The 19,435-nt window shown below is 71.0% G+C and carries 17 protein-coding genes and 1 pseudogene; 7 read left to right on the top strand and 11 right to left on the bottom strand.

The genetic code is table 11. The features are described 5' to 3' along the window. Window positions 1-46: 46 nt before the first annotated feature. Both JOE48_RS28605 and JOE48_RS30645 read right to left on the bottom strand, forming a co-directional pair. Window positions 47-835 (bottom strand): methyl-accepting chemotaxis protein, encoded by a 789-nt coding sequence (locus tag JOE48_RS28605; protein ID WP_245252999.1) that lies wholly within the window; start codon window positions 833-835, stop codon window positions 47-49. Window positions 836-846: 11 nt separating this feature from the next. Then, window positions 847-1,038, bottom strand: a complete 192-nt coding sequence (locus tag JOE48_RS30645; RefSeq protein WP_245252998.1) for a hypothetical protein — start codon at window positions 1,036-1,038, stop codon at window positions 847-849. A gap of 161 nt (window positions 1,039-1,199) precedes the next feature. On the opposite strand from JOE48_RS30645, the gene JOE48_RS28600 reads away from it, so the two are divergent. After that, complete coding sequence (locus tag JOE48_RS28600) at window positions 1,200-2,240, top strand: ABC transporter substrate-binding protein (protein WP_210035023.1); 1,041 nt, start codon at window positions 1,200-1,202, stop codon at window positions 2,238-2,240. A 267-nt stretch (window positions 2,241-2,507) separates the two neighbouring features. Here JOE48_RS28600 and JOE48_RS28595 read toward each other — a convergent pair whose 3' ends face one another. Then, on the bottom strand, window positions 2,508-4,085 hold the full coding sequence (locus JOE48_RS28595; protein ID WP_210035021.1) for a DHA2 family efflux MFS transporter permease subunit: 1,578 nt from the start codon (window positions 4,083-4,085) through the stop codon (window positions 2,508-2,510). Next, window positions 4,082-5,287, bottom strand: coding sequence for an HlyD family secretion protein (locus JOE48_RS28590; protein WP_210035015.1), 1,206 nt, complete (start codon window positions 5,285-5,287; stop codon window positions 4,082-4,084). The genes JOE48_RS28595 and JOE48_RS28590 overlap by 4 nt, the downstream gene beginning before the upstream one ends. A gap of 77 nt (window positions 5,288-5,364) precedes the next feature. Here JOE48_RS28590 and JOE48_RS28585 point away from each other — a divergent pair, with 77 nt between their 5' ends. Next, window positions 5,365-6,039: a TetR/AcrR family transcriptional regulator gene (locus tag JOE48_RS28585; RefSeq protein ID WP_210035013.1), complete on the top strand. Its 675-nt coding sequence runs from the start codon at window positions 5,365-5,367 to the stop codon at window positions 6,037-6,039. A gap of 446 nt (window positions 6,040-6,485) precedes the next feature. Further along, window positions 6,486-7,196, top strand: a complete 711-nt coding sequence (locus JOE48_RS28580) for a DUF1013 domain-containing protein (protein WP_210035010.1) — start codon at window positions 6,486-6,488, stop codon at window positions 7,194-7,196. Here JOE48_RS28580 and JOE48_RS31110 read toward each other — a convergent pair. From JOE48_RS31110 to JOE48_RS28555, 5 genes and pseudogenes are all read right to left on the bottom strand, one after another. Continuing rightward, window positions 7,193-7,517, bottom strand: a pseudogene (locus JOE48_RS31110) (PIN domain-containing protein). The gene JOE48_RS28580 and the pseudogene JOE48_RS31110 sit on opposite strands and share 4 nt — an antisense overlap. Continuing rightward, window positions 7,514-7,759, bottom strand: coding sequence for a type II toxin-antitoxin system Phd/YefM family antitoxin (locus JOE48_RS28570; RefSeq protein WP_210035007.1), 246 nt, complete (start codon window positions 7,757-7,759; stop codon window positions 7,514-7,516). The pseudogene JOE48_RS31110 and the gene JOE48_RS28570 overlap by 4 nt, the downstream one beginning before the upstream one ends. Window positions 7,760-7,827: 68 nt before the next feature. Further along, a complete protein-coding gene (locus JOE48_RS28565; protein ID WP_210035005.1) occupies window positions 7,828-9,177 on the bottom strand; it encodes an MFS transporter in 1,350 nt (449 codons plus the stop codon). A gap of 136 nt (window positions 9,178-9,313) precedes the next feature. Next, on the bottom strand, window positions 9,314-10,339 hold the full coding sequence (locus JOE48_RS28560) for a histone deacetylase family protein (protein WP_210035003.1): 1,026 nt from the start codon (window positions 10,337-10,339) through the stop codon (window positions 9,314-9,316). A 9-nt stretch (window positions 10,340-10,348) separates the two neighbouring features. Further along, on the bottom strand, window positions 10,349-11,752 hold the full coding sequence (locus JOE48_RS28555; protein WP_245252996.1) for an HD domain-containing phosphohydrolase: 1,404 nt from the start codon (window positions 11,750-11,752) through the stop codon (window positions 10,349-10,351). A 557-nt stretch (window positions 11,753-12,309) separates the two neighbouring features. Between JOE48_RS28555 and JOE48_RS28550 the strand changes: the two genes are divergently transcribed. From JOE48_RS28550 to JOE48_RS28540, 3 genes are all read left to right on the top strand, one after another. Then, window positions 12,310-13,194 (top strand): LysR substrate-binding domain-containing protein, encoded by an 885-nt coding sequence (locus JOE48_RS28550; RefSeq protein WP_210035002.1) that lies wholly within the window; start codon window positions 12,310-12,312, stop codon window positions 13,192-13,194. Window positions 13,195-13,389: 195 nt separating this feature from the next. Next, window positions 13,390-13,734: an MliC family protein gene (locus JOE48_RS28545; RefSeq protein WP_210034998.1), complete on the top strand. Its 345-nt coding sequence runs from the start codon at window positions 13,390-13,392 to the stop codon at window positions 13,732-13,734. A 437-nt stretch (window positions 13,735-14,171) separates the two neighbouring features. Further along, window positions 14,172-15,860 (top strand): thiamine pyrophosphate-binding protein, encoded by a 1,689-nt coding sequence (locus JOE48_RS28540; RefSeq protein ID WP_210034996.1) that lies wholly within the window; start codon window positions 14,172-14,174, stop codon window positions 15,858-15,860. An 8-nt stretch (window positions 15,861-15,868) separates the two neighbouring features. Here JOE48_RS28540 and JOE48_RS28535 read toward each other — a convergent pair whose 3' ends face one another. Further along, the gene (locus JOE48_RS28535) at window positions 15,869-17,212 is read right to left on the bottom strand and encodes an Nramp family divalent metal transporter (protein ID WP_210034994.1); all 1,344 of its coding nucleotides are present in this window, start codon (window positions 17,210-17,212) and stop codon (window positions 15,869-15,871) included. A gap of 167 nt (window positions 17,213-17,379) precedes the next feature. Between JOE48_RS28535 and mntR the strand changes: the two genes are divergently transcribed. Then, window positions 17,380-17,841, top strand: coding sequence for a manganese-binding transcriptional regulator MntR (gene mntR, locus JOE48_RS28530; RefSeq protein ID WP_210034989.1), 462 nt, complete (start codon window positions 17,380-17,382; stop codon window positions 17,839-17,841). Between the two features lie 138 nt (window positions 17,842-17,979). On the opposite strand, the gene JOE48_RS28525 is transcribed toward mntR, so the two are convergent. Further along, the gene (locus tag JOE48_RS28525; protein ID WP_210034986.1) at window positions 17,980-19,164 is read right to left on the bottom strand and encodes a putative zinc-binding metallopeptidase; all 1,185 of its coding nucleotides are present in this window, start codon (window positions 19,162-19,164) and stop codon (window positions 17,980-17,982) included. Window positions 19,165-19,435: the final 271 nt, after the last annotated feature.

Raw genomic sequence — 19,435 nt, 5'->3', positions numbered from 1 at the left:
GCCCTGCCCCGCGCTCAGGCCGCCTGGACCTCCGCCAGGAAGGCCTTCACGGCCTGATCGAGCTCGTCCGAGCCCCTGGCGAGGCCGCGGGCGGCCGCCAGAACCTGCTTGGAGGCGTCCCGGTCTCGTCGGCGCCCCGGCGCAGGTCGACTTCTCCGACACGCCCTGCGCCCCCGTGGCGGCGCTCGCCACCCCGCGGACGATCTCCGGGATGGCGGCGTTCTGCTCCTCCATGGCGGCCGCGACGCCGACCGCGATGCCGCGCATCTCCTCGAAGGTCCGGCCGACCTCGCCGATCGCCGCGACCGCGTCCCGCGTCTCCCCCCTGGATCCGGCCGCTCTGGCCGGAGATCGCCTCGGTGGCCTTGGCGGTCTGCTCGGCGAGCGCCTTCACCTCGGAGGCGACCACCGCGAAGCCGCGTCCGGCCGCACCCACGCGGGCCGGCTCGAGGGTGGCGTTCAGGGCCAGCAGGTTGATTTGCCCGGCGATCGACGCGATCAGCCCGACGACGTCGCCGATCTTCTCGGTGCCGTTGGCGAGCGCCCGCACGGTCGCCTCGCCCCGGCGGGTGCTGGCGGCGGCCCGCCCGGCGATCTCCGAGGTGCGGTCCACCTGCCGATCGAGGGCGGCGGCCCGGCGGTCATCCCCGTCGGCGCTCGCGGCGGCGCGGGCGTCGGTCTCGGCCTCGGCGATCCGCGCGTCCTGGAACACCTGCACGGCGCCCGCCATGGCGCCGATCTCGTCCTGGCGCTCCCGCGCCGGCACCGGAACCGCGGTCTCGCCGGCCGCCAGCCGGGGCATGGCGCCGTTCAGCGCCAGCAGCGGCCGCGTCAACCGCCGTCCGATCAAAGCCGCCAGTCGCCCTCGAAATAGGCCGCGACCCCGTAGGCCACGTCCGTCGGGTTGCGGGTCTTGGCCATCCGGTCCTGCTCGATCTGGGATTTCAGGCTGACGAGCCCGATGCCCGAGACCGCGACGACGCCGACCGGCGCGGCGACCGTGATGGTGTGGAGCTTCGCTCCGAGCCCGAACCTCACCCAGGCCCCACGATCACGCGACACTTGGCGAGATAATGCAGCTTCTGCGTTATTGGACCGTGATGACGAGGCCTTGCGCGCGCCGCCTCAAGCCTGTCCACTCCCGGGCCAACAAAGGGCCGGCCTCCGAAGCAAACCGCCGGCTCACAGGGAGAAGCGTCATGGTGCGTACCTTGCGGACGGGCTCGTTGCTGCCGGAGCGCCGCCGGCTCCTGCGGGCGGGATCGGTCCTCCTGCTGGCCGGGCTGGCGCTGGCCACCCCCGTCCGGGCCGACGATGCCAAGGTCCGGATCAGCCGGCAGCCGGGCTTCGTCTACCTGCCGGCGGTGCTGGCCGAGCAGCACAAGTTGATCGAGAAGCAGGCCAAGGCTGCCGGCCTCGGGGACGTGACCGTGGAATGGGTCAACCTGACGAGCGGCGCGGCCGGCAACGACGCGCTCCTGTCGGGCAACATCGACATCGTCGACAGCGGCTCGACCAACATGCTGCTGCTCAACGACCGGACGCGGGGCGACGTGAAGGGCCTGTGCGGGGTCGGCTCGACGCCGATGCTGCTGCTGACCCGCAACCCGGACGTGAAGACGCTCAGCGACTTCTCGTCCAAGGACAAGATCGCCCTGCCCTCCGTGAAGGTCTCGTCCCAGGCGGTGCTGCTCCAGATCGCCGCCAAGAAGGCGTTCGGGCCCGAGAGCGCCACCAAGCTCGACCCGCTCACCGTCCAGCTCGGCCATCCCGACGCGGTGGCGGCGCTCGCGAGCCCGCACAACGAGGTCAACAGCCACTTCTCGCTGCCGCCGTTCCAGCAGCGCGAGCTGCAGGACCCGGCGATCCACAAGGTGCTGAACTCCTTTGAGCTTGTCGGCGAGCCGGTGAGCAACGCGATCTTCTACGCTCGCACGGCGTGGTTCAACCGCAACCCCAAGCTCGCCGCCGCCATCGTGGCCGCCATCGACGAGGCCAATGCCGAGATCGCCAAGGACCCGCTCAAGGCCGCCAAGGACTACGTGGCGGCCACCAACGAGAAGACGCCGCCCGAGACGCTGGTCGAGATCATGAAGGAGCCGGGGACGAACTTCTCCACCACCCCCTACGGCATCATGCTCCAGGCCCGGCACTTCTACGCGATGAAGACCATCAAGGCCGAGCCCAAGGACTGGACGGACACGTTCTTCCCGATCGTCCACGGGCTGCCGGGCAAGTAGGGCGGCAGGCTCGGCCGGGCTTCCCGCCCCTGCCGACCACTCCCCGTCATCCCGGGGCCGCGGAGCGGAACCCGGGATCCAGGCACGCCGACGCGGCAAGGTTGTGCACCGCCAGCGATTCTGGGTTGCCCGCTTCCGGCGTGCCCCGTCGTTCCGGGCTCGCCTCCGGCGCCCCGGAACGACGGGGTAGGGGCTGGAAGTCGGCGGCGCCGCGGACAACCGGAGCCCCACGGGATCTGGCGCAACGGCCGGTCTCGTCCCTGCCCGTCAATGCGCCTCCACGGGCCCGGCGGTGCGCTGCGGCTTCTTGAGGATCGCCACCACCGCGAGGCTCGCCACGAGGCTCACCCCCACCAGCCAGAACCCGTCCGCGTAGGCCATCACAGAGGCCTCGCGGCGGACCTGCGCGGCGAGCTGGCCGAGCGCGACGCCCTTGGCGGCGACCGGGTCGGCGATGCGGGCGTGCATCCCGGCAGCCAGAGCCGAGAGCCGGTCCTGGGTGCGGGTCGCGTTGACGGTGATCGCCTCGGCCAGCATCGAGAAGTGGAAGTGCTCGCGCCGGTCGATCATGGTCGACAGCAGCGCGATGCCGATCGAGCCGCCGAGATTGCGCATCATGTTCGACAGCGCCGAGGCGTCGGCGGTGTCGCGCGGGCTGAGGCCCACCGTGGAAAGCTGCGAGAGCGGAATCGTGAACAGCGGCTGGCCGATCGCCCGCATCACCTGCGGCAGGATCAGCTGGTCGGCGCCGACATCGTGGGTGAGCCCCACGTTGATCCAGCAGCTCGCGATGAAGAACAGCGTGCCGGTGACGACGAGCAGCCGCGCATCCACGGCGCGCATGATGAACGGCATCATCGGGAACAGCAGCAGCTGCGGCAGGCCCGACCACATCACCACGGTGCCGATCTGCTCGGCGTTGTAGCCCTGGATCTGCGCGCAATAGACCGGGATGATGTAGATCGACCCGTACGAGACCGCACCGAGCACGGTCATCAGCACGCAGGCGCCGCCGACCGAGCGGTTGGCCAGCACCCGCAGGTTGATGAACGGCCGCGCCGCCGTCAGCTCGCGGAGGATGAACCCGGCGATGCCGGCGACCGCGAGCCAGCTCGCCTCGACGATCACGGGCGATCCGAACCAGTCCTTGCGCTGCCCCTCCTCGAGCACGAAGGTCAGGGCCGGCAGGCCGGTCGCCATCAGGCCGATGCCGATCCAGTCGCCCTTGCGCAGCTCGCTCCAGCGCGCGGGGGCCTTCTCGAAGGCGCCGAGCTGGATCGCGGCCGCAATCGGACCGAAGATCAGGTTCAGGTAGAAGATGTAGTGCCAGGACAGGTTGTCGGTGAGCCAGCCGCCCACCGTCGGGCCGATGGCCGGCGCGAAGGTCGCGGTCAGCCCGAACAGCGCGATGCCGACCGGCTGCTGGCCCTTGGGCAGCCGCGTGCGCACGATCACGATCGCGGTGGGGATCAGCACGCCGCCGGTAAACCCCTGGCCGGCCCGGAACAGGATCATCTGGCTCAGGGACGTCGAGAGCGCGCAGGCGAGCGAGAAGGCGGTGAACAGCATCGTGTTCACCGCGAGGTAGCGGCGCAGGCCGATCACCGAGGCGAGCCAGCCGGTGAGCGGGATCACGATGATCTCGGCCATCAGGTAGGCGGTGGAGATCCAGCTCCCCTCCTCCGTGGAGGCGCCGAGCGCCCCCTGGATGTCGGCGAGCGAGGCGTTGGTGATCTGGATGTCGAGGATGGCCGTGAAGGCGCCGAGGATCGCGCCGAACACGGCGAGCCAGTCCCGGGCGCTCGCCTTCGCCTCGGGTACGGCTACGGCCGGCACGGTGCTCATCGGGGCATGGCCGCGCTGACCAGCGCCGGCGCCGGCTTCGGCCAAGCGGGACGCACCGGCTCGACCGGATCCTGGGTGTGGACGGTCGCCTCCACCGACAGGCCGGGGCGCAGGCGGGCGACGAGGGGATCGGACGCGTCCAGGGCGATGCGCACGGGCACGCGCTGCACCACCTTGGTGAAGTTGCCGGTGGCGTTCTCGGGCGGCAGCAGGGCGAATTGCGAGCCGGTGCCCGGCGAGAAGCTCTCGATCCGGCCCTGGAAGTCATGGTCGCCGAAGGCGTCCACCGTGAACGTCACGTGCTGGCCCTCGACCATGCGGCCGGTCTGGGTCTCCTTGAAGTTCGCCACGCAGTAGATGTCGCGGCCCATCGGCACGAGGGTCAGGAGCCCGGTGCCGGGGGCGACGACCTGGCCGACCCGGAGCGCCCGGTCGCCCGCCACGCCGTCGATCGGCGCCAGGATGGTCGTGTAGCTGAGGTCGAGCGTCACGCCCTCGACCTTGGCCTGCGCCCCCTCCAGGCTTGCCCGGGTGCTGGCTTCGAGCGCCTTCAGGCTGTCGATCTGCTTCTGCGCGGCATCGAGCGAGGCGGCGGCCTTGTCGCGGGCGGCGTGGCGCTGGCGCAGGTCGGCATCCGCCTGCTGCTGGCGCTGGACCGTGCCCGAGCCGGTCTGCAGCAGGTTCTGGTAGCGGGTGTATTCCTGCTGGGAGAAGGTCAGCGCGGCCTCGGCATTGGCGAGATCGGCCCGCGACGAGGCGACCTGCGCCTGCTGCTGGACGATCGCGGCGGCGACGCCCAGGATCTGCGCCTTGTCCTTGTCGACCTCGGCCTCGGCCTGCTTGAGCTGGACCCGGTACGACCGGTCGTCGAGGCGCGCGATCACGGCGCCGGCCTTCACCGGCTGATTGTCGCCGACCATCACGGCGGCGACGATGCCGGCGATGCGCGGCGCCACCGTGACCTTGTCGGATTGCAGATAGGCGTCGTCGGTCACCTCGAGGAAACGCCCGATGGTCCACCAGTGCCAGCCATAGGTTCCGGCCCCACCGAGCGCCAGCAGGCCCGCCAGAGGCAGGACGATCCGCGCCCGGCCCCGGTGCGGCTTCGCTGTGGCGGCGGGCGGACCCGAGGAGGCCGCAGGTCCCACGCCGCCCGCGACCGGGTCGGCGCTCTTGAAGCTGTCGCTGCGACGTGCGTCCATCGGATCTGGCCAGAATCAAAACGGTACGGTATCGTTTTAATAAGGCGGGAGGCGATCGTGGGCAAGGAGGATCGTGGGTGACGGTCACGGAAATCGATCCGCCGGAGACCGGGCCACGGCGGGGCGGCCGGCCGACCCGCGCCGAGGCGGCCCGGCGCGAGGCGCACCTGCTCGCCGTGGCAACGACCCTGTTCCTGGAGCGCGGCTTCGACGCCACCTCCATCGACGCGGTCGCCGAGGCCGCCGGGATGAGCAAGCCGACCGTCTATGCCCGCTACCGGGACAAGCGCGCCCTGTTCGAGGCTGTCCTGCGCGAGCGGATCGCCGCGTGGCTGGCGCCGCTCTCGGCTGCCGCCGAGGCGCAGGCCGCGCAGGTTGGGACCGACGATGTCGAGGGCGCCCTGCACGCGTTGAGCCGGACCCTGCTGGCCCACGGGCAGTCGCCGGGCGCCGCGATGCTCAAGCGCAACCTCGTGGCCCAGGCATTGCAGTTCCCGGAGCTGGCCCGCCTCGCCCATGAGGAGGGCTGGCTGCGCGGCGTGCGCGCCGTGGCGCAGCTGCTCGACGCCTTCGCCCGGCGCGGGCGCATCGCCCTGGCGGATCCCGAGATCGCGGCCGACCTGTTCCTCAGCCTCGTCCTCGGCCGGTCGTCCCAGGCGACCCTCTACGGCATCGCCACCGATCCGGAGGCGCAGGAGCGGCGGCGGCAGGCGGCGGTGCGGCTGTTCCTCGACGGGGTGCGCCCGCGCTGACCGGCCGGCTGGGCTTGCTGTGGGCGCTTCCGGGTCGCGCTATATTCGGGCGTCGGACCGGCGGGGGCAACCGCCGATCCCTGGCAATTGCCCGTTCGGGTTTAGCCAACGCAAGAACATCGGGTGGATGGCGCGTCGGCGCTGAATCCTCCACTCGCCATTGCCGTTTCTCGAGATTGCCAGAGAGAAGACCATCGCTCCAGTCTCCCGGCCGCGTGCGGCCTTCGCGGGTGAGTCGGTCAGGCTCGCGGCACAAGCTTCGCCGCATCCCTGAGACCGGAAGAATCCGCGTCCGGCGTCTCGAACCCGCGATTGCGCCCCTCCCGGCCCCGGCCTATATACGGATATCCCCATTCGACAGCGTGAGACGGGACATCCGGATCGACCATCCGGAGCCCGCGGCCCGATGCCCGGCCCCCGTCCCGCCAGGCCGGAGCACGAAAGACATGTCCCAGGGTCCGCTGATGCCCAAGGCGACCGCCGTCTGGCTGGTCGAGAACACCTCGCTCGCCTTCGAGCAGATCGCCGATTTCTGCAAGCTGCACCCGCTTGAGGTGAAGGGCATCGCCGACGGCGAGGTCGCGGCCGGCATCAAGGGGCTCGACCCGGTCTCCACCGGCCAGCTCACCCGAGACGAGATCGAGAAGGCCCAGAAGGCGCCGCACTACAAGCTGAAGCCCGCCGTCTCCAAGGTGAAGCTGCCGGAGGTGAAGCGCACCACCAAGGGCCCGCGCTACACGCCGCTGTCGCGCCGCCAGGACCGGCCGAACGCCATCCTGTGGCTGCTGCGCAACCACCCGGAATTGAAGGATTCCCAGATCATCCGGCTGGTCGGCACCACCAAGTCGACGATCCAGCAGATCCGCGAGCGCACACACTGGAACTCGGGCTCGCTCCAGCCGATGGATCCGGTGACCCTGGGCCTGACCACCCAGATCAACCTCGATTTCGAGGTCCAGCGCGCGGCGGCCGACCGCCCGGCCGCGGTCGCGGCCGAGTCCGGCGCCTCGCTGCTGCCGACTGAGGTCTCCACGGCCCGCGACGAGCCGGAACACGAGCAGGAGGACGCCCATGGCGGCCGCGAGGAGCGGATCGACGCCGATTCGGTCTTCGCCAAGCTCAAGGGCCGGCATCAGGACGAGGACGACGAGGATTAGGGCGGCGGGGCGGATAGCACCGCATCCAGCAACGGGTGGCGGGGCGACGCGAACGGTTTCACCACCGTCACGCCGCCCCATGTGAAGCCATCCTGGAGGTCTTCGGACAGGAGCAGCCGGCACCCGGCCTGCGCGGCGGCCGACAGGATGACCGCATCCCAGAGCCCAAGCGCGTGGTCCGTCGCCAAATCGCCTGAACCGGCACCAGGGTGTCGCTCTGCGGCAGGCGCGCACCACCAGCGCGAGGGCGATGTCCCGCTTGTTCGCGTCGTTCACACCCGCAGCGTAGGCAAGGACGTTCGTATCGAGGGCGATTCTCAACCCTCGTCCTCGTAGAGCGTGTCGCGCGTCCAGGATCCGGCTTGGACGACCGGCTGTCGTTCGAGCCGCGCCAGCAGGGCCTTCCGCGCTCCGGCGGCGAAGCCGTCGTGTTCCCCGGCCGGGGTGATCCGCGCGACGGGACGCCCATGGCTCGTCACGACGTAGCTGCGCCCTTCTCTGACGCTGCGCAGGAGCTGAGAAAACTTGCGGTTGGCCTCCGCTGCCGGGATGGCCTCATCCATGGTGGCACCCGGAAGTAGTGTCTTTCACTATCATGGGGCCGCCCCCGCGTCGCAAGGCGCGGGCAGCCTCACTCCGGCAGCGGCTTGCCCGTCGTCTCCGGCATGAACCACGGCACGATGAGGCCGATCACATAGACGCTGGACAGTGTCAGTGCCGCCGCGGCCACGCCCCCGAAGGCGGTCACGATCTGCCCGGCGATGATCGGGAAGATCCAGGCGATCAGCCGCGCGCCGTTGAACACCACGCTCGCCGCCGTCGCCCGGACCGCCGGTGTGAACAGTTCCGCGAGATAGATCGCCATCCACGAGAAGGCGAAGCCCAGAGTGAAGAACCCGTTCAGGAAGGCGAGCCCCATGAACGGCACCAGCCCGCCGGTCCAGAGATAGCAGGCGAGCGACGTGGCGATGCAGCCGACATAGGTGACCAGCAGGAAGGCGCGGCGCCCGATCGCGTCGGCCACGAAGCCGGAGATCACGTAGGCCGAGATCGCCCCGATATTGTAGATGATGCCCATGCGCGGGCCCCAGAGATTGGCCGGCTCGCCCGCGGCCTTGGCGAGTCCCTCCGTGTAGGCCGGCAGCCAGGACGAGACCGCCCACCAGCCGACCGTGGTGGCGAAGGACAGCAGCGTGGCGAGCAGGACCCGCCGGCGGCTCTCGGGTTCGCGGAAGATCTCCGTGAGGGAGAATGGGCGCCGTGCGCTGCGCGGGGCGTGGTCCGCATCCTCCGCGGTGGCCGCCCAGCGCTGCGCCTTGAGCGCCTGCATCCACTGCTCGGATTCCTCGAGCGCCCGCCGCAGGTACAGGCAGACGAAGGCCGGGAGCGCGCCCAGCGCGAACATGATGCGCCAGGACTGGTCGCCCATCGGGTTGGTGGCGGCCAGCACCGCCCACACGATGGCGGCCAGCACCGCGCCGCCGCCGAAGCCCGATTGCAGGAAGCCGCAGCCCTTCGGCCGCGCCCGGTTCGGCCAGGTCTCGGCCACGAGGGCGATGCCGGTCGACCATTCCGAGCCGATGGCGAGCCCGGTGATGAAGCGCAGGAGCGCGAGCTGCGTGAAGCTCTCCGCGAAGGCCGTGAGCCCGGTGAAGATGGCGTAGCCCAGGATGGACACCATCATCATGCGCTTGCGGCCGATATAGTCGGCGGCGATCCCGCCGATCAGGCCGCCGATCCCCCAGCCGAGCAGCGTGATGCCGATGGCGAGCCCCACGTAGAAGGCCGGCGCCTGGGCCTGTTCGGGGGTCAGGATCGAGGCCAGCGCGGGGCGCAGGGCGTAGATCAGGGCCACGGCCTCGTAGCCGTCGAAGATCCAGCCGAGATAGCTGCCCCAGAGGATCCGCCAATGGCGCCGGGTGAGACCCGCGTGCCAGGGCGTGCTGGCGGTCTCGCGCAGCCGGACGTCACCCGCGACCATGGCTCGTTCCTTCCTCCCGGGGCGCGTCCCCGGCGCCCGCTCCGGCCTGGTATACAGGTCGGCCACGCCGTGTCGGCGCGGGCTCGTGCGTGTCCGGAGTCACATTTGCGTCGCGCTGTCGCGATTCCGACTTCGCTCAGCGCGCGGCGTCGAAGGCGGTTAGGAAGGCCGTGAGGTTCTCCGGCAGCGCCGCGCACAGGTAGCCGCCCTCCTGGACGAGGGCGGTGGGCAGCCCGGCCCGGGCGATCCGCTCCGCGGCCCCCGCGAAACCCGCCCGGGTCACCCGCAGGGCGCCGATCGGGTCGTCCTCCGAGGCGTCGAGGCCCAGGGCCACCACCAGCCCCCGCGGCTTCTGGGCCGCGACCGCCGCGAGGCCCGCCTCGACGGCCGCGAGCCAGGGACCGTCGCCCGATCCCGGCGGCAGCGGCAGGTTGCGGTTGAAGCCCGCACCCGCATCGGCGCCGGTCTCGTCGGCGTAGCCGGCATAGAACGGGAAGTAATCCGACGGATCCGCGTGCACCGAGACCGTGAGGACGTCGCGGCGCGCGTAGAAGATCCCCTGCGTGCCGTTGCCGTGGTGGACGTCGATGTCGAGGATCGCCACCGGTCCGCCGGTCGCGGCCAGAAACCGGGCGGCCGCGATCGCGCTGTTGTTGAGGAAGCAGAATCCGCCCGCGGAATCCGCGTAGGCGTGGTGGCCCGGCGGACGGCACAGGGCGTAGGCATGGCCCGCCTCCAGCGCCGCGTCCGCGGCCGCCACCGCGCATTGCGCTGAGCCGTACACCGCCGGCCACGTGCCGGCCCGGATCGGCGTCGAGGTATCGGCCATGTAGAGGCCGACGCGCCCGAGTAGGCCCGCGGGCTTCCGGTGCATCTGCGGCCGGGCGAAGGCGCCGGTGAGGATCTCGTCGGCGAGTCCCGGGATCTCCGCCCGCCGGGTCCAGGCCTCGGCCAGGAACGTCACGTAATCGGCATCGTGCACGGCCCGGATCGGGTCGAGGCCGTGATCGCCGGGCGCCGCGAGGTCGTGCCCGGCTGATTGCGCCGCCTCCTGCAGGATCGCGTAGCGGGCGGCCTGCTCGGGATGCGGGATCGGCGTGCCGCGCCGCCAGTAGTGCTCGGGGTCGTGTCGGGCGGAATCCGGCGTGTGGAGGATGCGCATCCCGGGAGGTTAAGCCTCCCGGAGACGCGCGTCATCCGTCCGCGCGGCGGTCAGATGAGGTAGACGGTGCCGTCGTTGCGAAAGACTTTCGGGCAGTCTGTCGTGTCCACCAGGCGTTGTGCAGCTTCCAGCGAGATGCGGCGCGCCTGCGCGATCTCCGGCAGCGTCATCCATCGTGCGTCCATGCCGGGGCTCCACTGGTGATTCCGGAGGCTCAGGGACCAACGACGGAGCCGGCATATGGTTCACCGGCCCGTTTTCCCAGCCGACCTGCGCGTGCGGTTCCTGGACGAGCCATCCGCACGGGCTCGGCGGCTCGGCGGCGATTTCCCGCAGGAGGGTGGGGACCCGCGCCCAGGGCTCTGTGACCGGCCGGATCGCGGTCCGCTCCTGTCCGCCGGCGACGCGGATATCCGCCCAGCGCGCGCAGAAGGCCTCGACGCAGGCGGGGTCGAAGTGGCGTCCGCTCTCGGTGCGGATGCAGGCCAGGGCCGCCTCGAAGGACATCGCCTCCTTGTAGGGCCGCAGCGTGGTCAGGGCGTCGAACACGTCCGCCACCGCGACGATCCGGGCCGCCAGGGGGATCGCGGTGCCGGCCAGCCCCTGTGGGTAGCCGCTGCCGTCCCATTTCTCGTGGTGCGCCTCGGCGATCTCGGCGGCGAGGCGGATCAGCTCGGAGGCGCTGCCGCCCAGGATGCGCTTGCCGATGGCCGCATGCGTCTTGATCAGGGCGAACTCGTCCGGATCGAGCCGGCCGGGCTTCAGCAGGACGCTGTCCGGGATGCCCACCTTGCCGACATCGTGCAGCGGAGCGGCGAGATACAGGTTGCGGCAGAGATCCGGGGCCAGGCCGAGCCCCTCGGCCACGATCTGGCTGTAGCGGGCCACCCGCCACGTATGGTCCCCGGTGTCGTTGTCGCGATACTCGACGGCCAGAGCCAGGCGGAAGATCATCTCCTCCTCGCGCTCGCGCATGTGGCGCAGGGCGGCCTCGACCTCGCCGTCGAGCCAGGCCGCCTGCTCGGCCAGCCGCCGCACCGCCTTGGCGAGCCGGATCATGTTGCGCAGCCGCACCGTCAGCTCGATGCCCTGCATGGACTTGTCGAGGAAATCGGTCGCCCCAGCCTCCAGGGCGGCGAGCCGCACCGCGTCCGAGATGTCATTGGTGACCATCACTACGGGCACCTGGGCATAGTGCGGGATGGTCCGCATGCGCCGGATGAAGGCGATTCCGTCCATGGCGGGCATGTGGCAATCGACCAGCACGAGGTCGAAGGCCCGCATCTGCGCCTCGACCAGCGCGGCCTCCGGATCGGCATGGTCGGTGATGGTGACGCCGGGCTTGGCCTCCAGCAGCAGGCGCATCCGCAGGCGCTGGGTCGCGCTGTCGTCGATGAGGAGCGCGTCCATCATGGGGTCTCGTGCCGTTTCTCCGGCGTGCCCGGCGCCGGGATGAGAGGGATCAGGGCGACGGTCCGCGGCGCGATCGTGCCTGCGCGGCGCCCGCCGCGGCCCTGCCGGACGGCCGGCAGGTCAGGCGGCCGCGTGCGACGCTGCGCGGCCGCGGATGCACATGATCTGGCGCGGTGACGCGGCGGATCAGCGGTTTTGTCATCGACTTGCAGGTTTCATGGCCCCGACGTCAGTGTTGCAGGACCACGACTTAACATGACGTAAAACTAAAAATTGTGTGCGATGGAACGACTGCTCTGCAAAGACGGTTTAGGTCTCATTGAATAGAAAAATGCACTGAAAATATGGAGATTTAATCTGAAAAAATTGCCGGATATCAGACAATCGTGCTCAAACATTGTAGATGTTCGTCGTAACGGTATCAACGGGATCGGGGCAGGCATCCGGCCCTGGTGTCATGCTTCGGGGTCCGCAATGTATGCGCCGGCCGTCGCGGCCGTCCGGCGGCGCGACGGGGGCTGCGGGACGGGTCCGAAGACCAGGAAGGTGCCAAGCCGATGATGCGGTTCGATCTCACCGATCTCGGCTTGTTCCGGCACGTGGTCGAGGCCGGCTCCATCACCCACGGGGCGGCGCGGGTGAACCTCGCCCTCGCGGCGGCCTCGACGCGGATCCGGCTGATGGAGGAGTCGCTCGGGGCCGCGCTCCTGACGCGGGGACGGCAGGGCGTCAGCCCGACCCCGGCCGGGCGCGCGCTCCTCGTCCATGCCCGGGATGTCATGGCCGGAATCGAGCGCCTGCGCGAGGAGATGTCGGCCTTCTCGGGGAGCGCCTTCGGCCAGATCCGGGTCCTGGCCAACACCAACGCGCTCACCGAATTCCTGCCGGAGGCGCTCTCGGCCTTCCTGGCCACGCATCCCGGGATCGGCGTGGAGATCGACGAGCGCACCTCGGAGGAGATCGTCGGGCTGGTGGCCGAGGGGGCGGCCGATCTCGGCATCCTGTCCGGCACGGTGGATACCGGCGCGCTGCAGACCTTCCCGTTCCGGGAAGACCGGTTCGTGCTGGTGGCGGCCCGGGACCATCCCCTGACGGCCCGCGCGGCGATTCCCTTCGCCGAGGTGCTCGGCCACGATCTCGTCGGCCTCGACCGGCGTAGCGCCATCAGCCGGTTCCTCGTCGCCCAGGCGGTGCGGGCGGGGCGGCCGATGCGCCTGCGGGTGCAGCTGCGCGACTTCGAGGCCGTGTGCCGGCTGGTCGAGGCCCGCGTCGGCCTGGCGATCCTGCCCGAGAGTGCGGCCGCCCGGGCCGCGCAGGGACTCGCCCTCGCGGTGGTGCCCCTCGCCGACCCCTGGGCACGGCGCGACCTGACCCTGTGCCTGCGCGACCTCGACGGTCTGCCGGCGTTCATTCAGGCCTTCGTGGCGCAGCTCAGAGGCTGAGCAGGCTGCGGACAGGGGTGCCCCCGGCATCGGAGCGCATTGCCTTCCCGGATGGGCAGGCCGAAATCAAGGGGTGCTGACAAGGCGCCCGACGCACCGGGGCGATCCAGGGACGCGGTCCCCGGCATGGGCGTTTCGTGAGGCGCTTCCCGGAGGCCGGACAGCCGCCAGGACCAACACCGCAGGAGGAGACAGGTGAGTTCCTTGCTCGCACGGGGTGGCATGGCCTTCCTTCTCGCCGCGGGACCTGCGGTCCCGGCGACACAGGCGCGTGCCGCAGCCCCTGCCCTTCGCCGGGTCGCCTTCGCGTGCCCCGGCGGGCAGATCCTTGTGGTCGCGTTCGACACCGCCGATCCGGGCGCGCCGGCCGTCGTTGAGCCGCCCGGCGGGCCGGCGGTGACCTTGCCGGTCCTGCCGCACGCGGATGGGATCCGCTACGGGGATACCAACCACGAGTTGCGCGGCCGCGGGCGCGCGGTGACCTGGACGGAGGCGGGCAGGCCCCCTGTCGCCTGCGCGGAAACCCAGCCCGGCCCGTGAGCCGGATCGCTCGACCGCCTGACCTGACAACCTTCGCGCCGTGATCACAGGGCTTCTGCGGTCGCCGCGCCCGCGATCGAAATGCCACGAGCGTCCGATCGGAGGCCTGGCGGTGCCGACAGGCCAGCGCCCGTGCCGCGCTCCGGATGCCGCGGGGATGCTGCCTGATCCCGACAGTCTTCGTCCCGCCCGATATCGCCGGGGGGGGGGCCTTCGAGGCCTCCGGTGGCGGCCCGGGCACCGGGCGGATTGCGCCCGCGCCGGCCGGCGAAGGCGGGCCGGAGATCTCGCCGCGGAAGGCCCCCGTGCCGCGGCCTCCCTGGCGCTCAGCCTCGCGATGGGGCTGTAAGAGTCTGCACCCGGAGGGGCGCCGCCATTGCCCCGGTCCGCCCATGGTCTAGCCTCCCCGGCTGATTCCGCCGGAGGGAACTGGGGCGATGCCGATCGAGACCGTGGAGAATGCCGGCCGCCGCCGGGGCGCCGACCTCCTGGTGGAGGTGCTGCGCTCGGAAGGGGTGCGCTACATCTTCGGCAATCCCGGCACCACCGAATTGCCGCTCATCGACGCGCTCACCGAGGCGCCGGATATCGGCTACATCCTCGCCCTGCAGGAGGCGACCGCGGTCGCCATGGCGGATGGCTACGCGCAGGGCGCGCGGCGCCCCGCCTTCCTCAACCTGCACACGGCGGGCGGCCTGGGCCACGCCATGGGCGGGCTGGTCAATTCCCAGGTCTCCGGCACGCCTTTGGTGGTCACCGCCGGGCAGCAGGACCTGCGCCACGCGCTGACCGACCCGCTGCTGATGGGCGACCTCGTCGCGATCGCCGACCCGGTGATGAAGTGGGCCCGCGAGGTGACGAGCCCCGACCAGATCCCGATCCTGCTGCGCCGTGCGTTCCACGATGCCGGTGCCGCCCCGTCCGGCCCGGTCTTCCTGTCCCTGCCCATGGACGTGATGGAGGCGATGAGCGCGGTCCCCGCCGGCGAGACCTCGACCATCGACCAGCGGGCGGTGGCGGGTTCCCTCGACCGGCTGGCGGACAAGCTCGCGGCGATCGCGCCGGGGCGCCTCGCCCTGATCGCCGGCGACGAGATCGAGGCCTCCGACGCCTCGGCCCAGATGGTGGCGCTGGCCGACCTGCTGGCGGCGCCGGTCTACGGCTCGTCCTGGCCGGCGCACATCCCCTTCCCCACCGCGCATCCGCTCTGGGCCGGCAACCTGCCGACCCGGGCCGATGCCATCGCCGACATCCTCGGGCGCTACGACGCGGTGTTCGCGCTCGGCGGCAAGTCGCTGATCACTGTGCTCTACTCGGAGGTCTCGGCGGTGCCGCCGGGGGTGCGGGTGTTCCAGCTCTCGGCGGATGTGCGCGACCTCGGGCGGACCTACGCGACATCCCTCTCGACGGTGGGCGACATCCGCGCCTCGCTGGAGGCGCTGCTGCCGCTGCTTAGCCCCCGCCTCGCCGACCGGGCCGAAGCCTATGCGGATCTGCGCGCCCGGGCCGTGACCGCGCGGGCCGAGCGGCGGGCGAAGCTCGCCGCCGCTGCCGACGCGGCCTTCGAGGATCCGGTGATCGCCCCGCTGGTCGCGGCTCGGGAGGTGGCCCGCGCGGTCGGGGCCGAGACCACCATCGTGGACGAGGCGCCCGCGACGCTGACCCACCTGCGCACCTTCCTCGACAGCCCGTCGGCGCATCAATACGCGGCAATGCGCGGCGGCGTGCTCGGCTGGGGCATGCCGGCCGCGGTCGGGTTTTCCCTCGGCCTCGACCGCGCCCCCGTGGTCTGCGTCGTCGGCGACGGGGCCGCGATGTACTCGCCGCAAGCCCTGTGGACGGCCGCGCACGAGAAGCTGCCGGTCACCTTCGTGGTGATTAACAACGCCGAGTACAACATCCTCAAGACCTTCATGAAGGGCCAGGCGCACTACGCCTCGGTGCGCGCCAACCGCTTCATCGCCATGGACCTCACCGATCCGCGAATCGATTTCCCGGCGCTCGCTGCCTCAATGGGTGTTCCGGCCCGGCGGGTGACCCGGGCGGCCGACATCGCCCCGGCGATCGAGGCGGGAATTCGGTCGGGGGGCGCCAACTTGGTGGAGGTGGTGGTGCGGGCGACGTGAGGGGGGCGTCACTCCAGCCCCGGCACCGGCACCCCGAAGGCCACGGCCAGCAGAACCATGTTGAGTCCCAACACCACCGCCGCCCCGGCCACGGCGGCCGCCTGGGTGAGTGGTCCGTTGGCGAAGGGCCCCATCACGCTGCGGCGGCGGGTGAACACCACCAGGGCCACCATCGGCACCGGCAGGGCCAGCGACAGCACCACCTGCGACAGGACCAGGGCCTGTGTCGGGTCGACCCCGATCGCCACCACCACGAAGGCCGGCAGCATGGTCGCGAGCCGGCGGACGAGGAGCGGGATCCGCCAGCCGGTGAAGCCCTGCATCACCATCTGGCCGGCGAGCGTGCCGACCACCGATGAGGAGATGCCGGAGGCGAGCAGCGACACCAGAAAGGCCGCCCCGGCCGCGGGCCCGAGCAGCGGCGTCAGGGTGCGGTAGGCCTCGCCGATCTCGGCGACCTCGCTGTGGCCGAGATGGAAGGCCGCCGCGGCCATGATCACCATCGCCATGTTGACGAGGCCCGCGAGCAGCAGGGCCACCACGACCTCGCGGTTCGAGTAGCGCACCAGCAGGCGCCGGTCGGCCTGGTTTCGGGGATTGCCCCGCCCCTGGGTCAGGCCGGAATGCAGGAACAGCGCGTGCGGCATGACGGTGGCGCCGATGATCCCGACCGCGATGGTGAGCGCCTGCGCGTCCGGGATTCTCGGGGTGACGAGGCCCCGGGCGGCTTCCCCCCATGCGACCGGCGCCACGAGCAGCTCCACCGCGTAGCAGAGGCCGATCGTGCCGACCATCACGCCGATGGCGATCTCCAGCGGCCGGAAGCCTTCGTGCTCCAGGAGCAGGATCGCGTAGGTGACCACCGCGGTGATCGCCATCCCGGCCATGAGCGGCATGCCGGTGAGCAGCGACAGTCCGATGGCGCCCCCCAGGAACTCCGCGAGGTCGGTGGCCATGGCGGCGACCTCGCTGATGCCCCACAGAGCGAGGCGCACCGGGCGCGTCGTCGCGTCCCGGCAATGCTCGGCGAGGTTCTTCCCCGTGACGATCCCGAGCTTGGCCGAGAGCGCCTGGAACAGCATCGCCGTCAGATTGGCGAGCAGCACCACCCAGAGCAGGCCGTAGCCGTAGCGGGCCCCGGCCTGGATGTTGGTGGCGAAATTGCCGGGGTCCATGTAGGCGATCGACGCCGTCACGGCGGGGCCGGTGAACAGCAGGAACCGGGCCCGGCCGCCGGGACGGCCGTCGAGGACGTCCCGGATGGCGCTCTCGGTGCGCCGGCTCATCGCCCCGCGGGCGGTTCCTTCGGGCGCCGGGCCATCGGAGGCCGTCGCGGCGTTCGGCGCCACCATGCTCACCCTCTCCTCAAAAATATAGCGTGAGCTATACTCGGGGCTGTGCCCGCCGGATGCAAGAGGTCTCTGCGCGGGCCTGTGCAAGTCTGACGGGACTCCCCTGCCGGTACCGGTGTTTGCTAGACAGGGCCGGGGCGGCGATGCGAGCCGAGAGGGGGAAGCCGATGCAGGAACCGTCCGACCCGGGCTCGCCCGAGACCATGCTGGTCGATCCGGAGCGGCACGTGGAGAGTTTCCGCCAAGCCCGCGAGGCCCGGCGCTCGGAACTCGTGGAAGATTACGTCGAACTGATCGACGACCTGATCGGCGACGGCGGTGAGGCGCGCCAGGTGGACATCGCGGCCCGCCTCGGCGTGGCCCAGCCGACCGTCGCCAAGATGCTGAAGCGCCTGTGCGAGGAGGGGTTCGTCCAGCAGCGGCCCTATCGCGGCGTGTTCCTGACCGAGGCCGGCCGGCGGCTGGCCGCCCAGGCGCGGGAGCGCCACCGCATCGTCGAGCGCTTCCTGTGCGCGCTGGGCGTGAGCCCCGAGACGGCCCGGCGGGACGCCGAAGGGATCGAGCACCACGTCAGCGCCGAGACCCTCGAGGCGTTCCGCGCCTTCGCGGAGCGGCGCGAGGGGACGTGACAGGCGGTCCGACCTCCCGGCCGTCATCGCGAGCGCAGCGAAGCGACCCAGAGCAGCGTGAGGTCTGCGAGCGAGGCTCCGACTGGCTTGATTCGCGGCACTCGCAAAGACGGCTTGCCGTCCATGGCCGCCCCGCCCTCACACCGTCGGTGCCGCCACCTTCTGGCGCAGGCCCATGATCACCGCCCGAAGCATCTCGGCCCCGGCCTCGCCGGCATCCGGCAGGGTGCCGGTGCGCGAGGCATAGATCCGCTCGTGGACGAAGGCGAGCTTGGCGATCACCGTGGGCGTCAGCTTGAACGGATAGAGCGCCGGCTGGCCCATGCTGTGAGAGAGCGAGTTGATCGCGTAGGTCAGCGGCAGCCATGCGGCGATCAGCCGGTCGAGGTCGGCCGTGTTGTAGGGGTCGAAATCGATCACGGTCGGTGCCGCCTGCCCATGGCGCAGGCGCGGGCGCACATGCAGCTCGAAGGTCGAGGCGGTCTCCACCGTGTCGACGATGTGCAGGTAATGCGCGAAGGTCTCGGCGAAGTCCTCCCAGGGATGGGCGGTGGCGTAGGCCGAGACGTAGGATTCGTCCCAGTCGGCCGGCGCGCCCTTCGCGTAATGGTCCTGCAGCGCCCGGACGTAGTTGAGGCGCTCGTCGCCGAACAGCGCCCGGAAGGCATCCATGACGGGGCTGTTCAGCACCAGCAGGTACCAGAAGTAATGCCCGATCTCGTGCCGGAAATGGCCGAGCAGGGTGCGGTAATGCTCTCCGAACAGGATCCGGCGGCGCTCCCGCTCGACGTCGTCGGCCTCGGCGATGTTCATGGTGATCAGGCCGTTGATATGGCCCGTCAGAACCGGCGTCCCGCCGGAGAAATTCTCGGAGGGGTCGACTAGGAAGTCGAAGGCCAGCCCGTCGGTGTACTGGGCGCGGGTGGCGAGCGGCAGTTCCAGGCGCAGCAGCGAGTAGAACAGGCGGTGCTTGGCCGCCTCGATCTGGCGCCAGCGGGTGAGGTTCCAGCCCTGCGACAGGTCCGGCACCACGCGGTTGTGGCGGCAGGCGGTGCAGTGGATGTCGGGGCAGTCCTCCGGAACCAGCCAGTTGCAGGCCGCCGAGACCGCGTTGTTGCACAGGCGGTAGCGCCGGCCGGGATCCGCGTAGGCATGGAAGACCTGGGCGCCGCCCATCAGCGGGTGCGCCGAAAGCCCCTGCGGCTCCAGGGCCGAGACCTCGTGGACCTTGCAGACGTAGCCCAGCTGCCGCGCACAGCTCTCGCAGCCGGTCGCCTCGAAGGTGACCGGCTGGTCGCAGGCCTGGCACTGGAAGATCTTCATCGTGCGGTCCCGGGCCGGCCTCCGGCCCATCTGCCGGTCAAGCAGGACCGGGCGGCAAAGTTCCTGCCCGCGGCCTGGACCGCCGGGCTCGCCTTCAGGATCCGCGAGGGCGCCGAGCATGGCTCTGGCCCGGAACGACGGCGTGTCGGGGCGTGCGGCGGCCGCCGCACGGAAATTGCTTGTGACGGGGTCTGTAGCGCATAACGGCGCGGTGGGGTCCGGCGCCCGGAACCGGCATCGAGAACCGCGTTCGATCCTTTCGACGGAGCCA

This window comes from Methylobacterium sp. PvR107, assembly GCF_017833295.1.
GTDB lineage: Bacteria > Pseudomonadota > Alphaproteobacteria > Rhizobiales > Beijerinckiaceae > Methylobacterium.
This window is presented reverse-complemented; position numbering and strand designations above follow the sequence as displayed.

What these genes read in the sequence shown, in the direction of transcription:
- JOE48_RS28555 (WP_245252996.1), bottom strand. Translation starts at nt 11,752, where the DNA reads ATGATGGACGCGCTCCTCATCGACGACAGCGCGACCCAGCGCCTGCGG.
- JOE48_RS28535 (WP_210034994.1), bottom strand. Translation starts at nt 17,212, where the DNA reads ATGGTGGCGCCGAACGCCGCGACGGCCTCCGATGGCCCGGCGCCCGAA.
- JOE48_RS28595 (WP_210035021.1), bottom strand. Translation starts at nt 4,085, where the DNA reads ATGAGCACCGTGCCGGCCGTAGCCGTACCCGAGGCGAAGGCGAGCGCC.
- JOE48_RS28565 (WP_210035005.1), bottom strand. Translation starts at nt 9,177, where the DNA reads ATGGTCGCGGGTGACGTCCGGCTGCGCGAGACCGCCAGCACGCCCTGG.
- JOE48_RS28540 (WP_210034996.1), top strand. Translation starts at nt 14,172, where the DNA reads ATGCCGATCGAGACCGTGGAGAATGCCGGCCGCCGCCGGGGCGCCGAC.
- JOE48_RS28550 (WP_210035002.1), top strand. Translation starts at nt 12,310, where the DNA reads ATGATGCGGTTCGATCTCACCGATCTCGGCTTGTTCCGGCACGTGGTC.
- JOE48_RS28580 (WP_210035010.1), top strand. Translation starts at nt 6,486, where the DNA reads ATGTCCCAGGGTCCGCTGATGCCCAAGGCGACCGCCGTCTGGCTGGTC.
- JOE48_RS28570 (WP_210035007.1), bottom strand. Translation starts at nt 7,759, where the DNA reads ATGGATGAGGCCATCCCGGCAGCGGAGGCCAACCGCAAGTTTTCTCAG.
- JOE48_RS28560 (WP_210035003.1), bottom strand. Translation starts at nt 10,339, where the DNA reads ATGCGCATCCTCCACACGCCGGATTCCGCCCGACACGACCCCGAGCAC.
- mntR (WP_210034989.1), top strand. Translation starts at nt 17,380, where the DNA reads ATGCAGGAACCGTCCGACCCGGGCTCGCCCGAGACCATGCTGGTCGAT.
- JOE48_RS28525 (WP_210034986.1), bottom strand. Translation starts at nt 19,164, where the DNA reads ATGAAGATCTTCCAGTGCCAGGCCTGCGACCAGCCGGTCACCTTCGAG.
- JOE48_RS28600 (WP_210035023.1), top strand. Translation starts at nt 1,200, where the DNA reads ATGGTGCGTACCTTGCGGACGGGCTCGTTGCTGCCGGAGCGCCGCCGG.
- JOE48_RS28590 (WP_210035015.1), bottom strand. Translation starts at nt 5,287, where the DNA reads ATGGACGCACGTCGCAGCGACAGCTTCAAGAGCGCCGACCCGGTCGCG.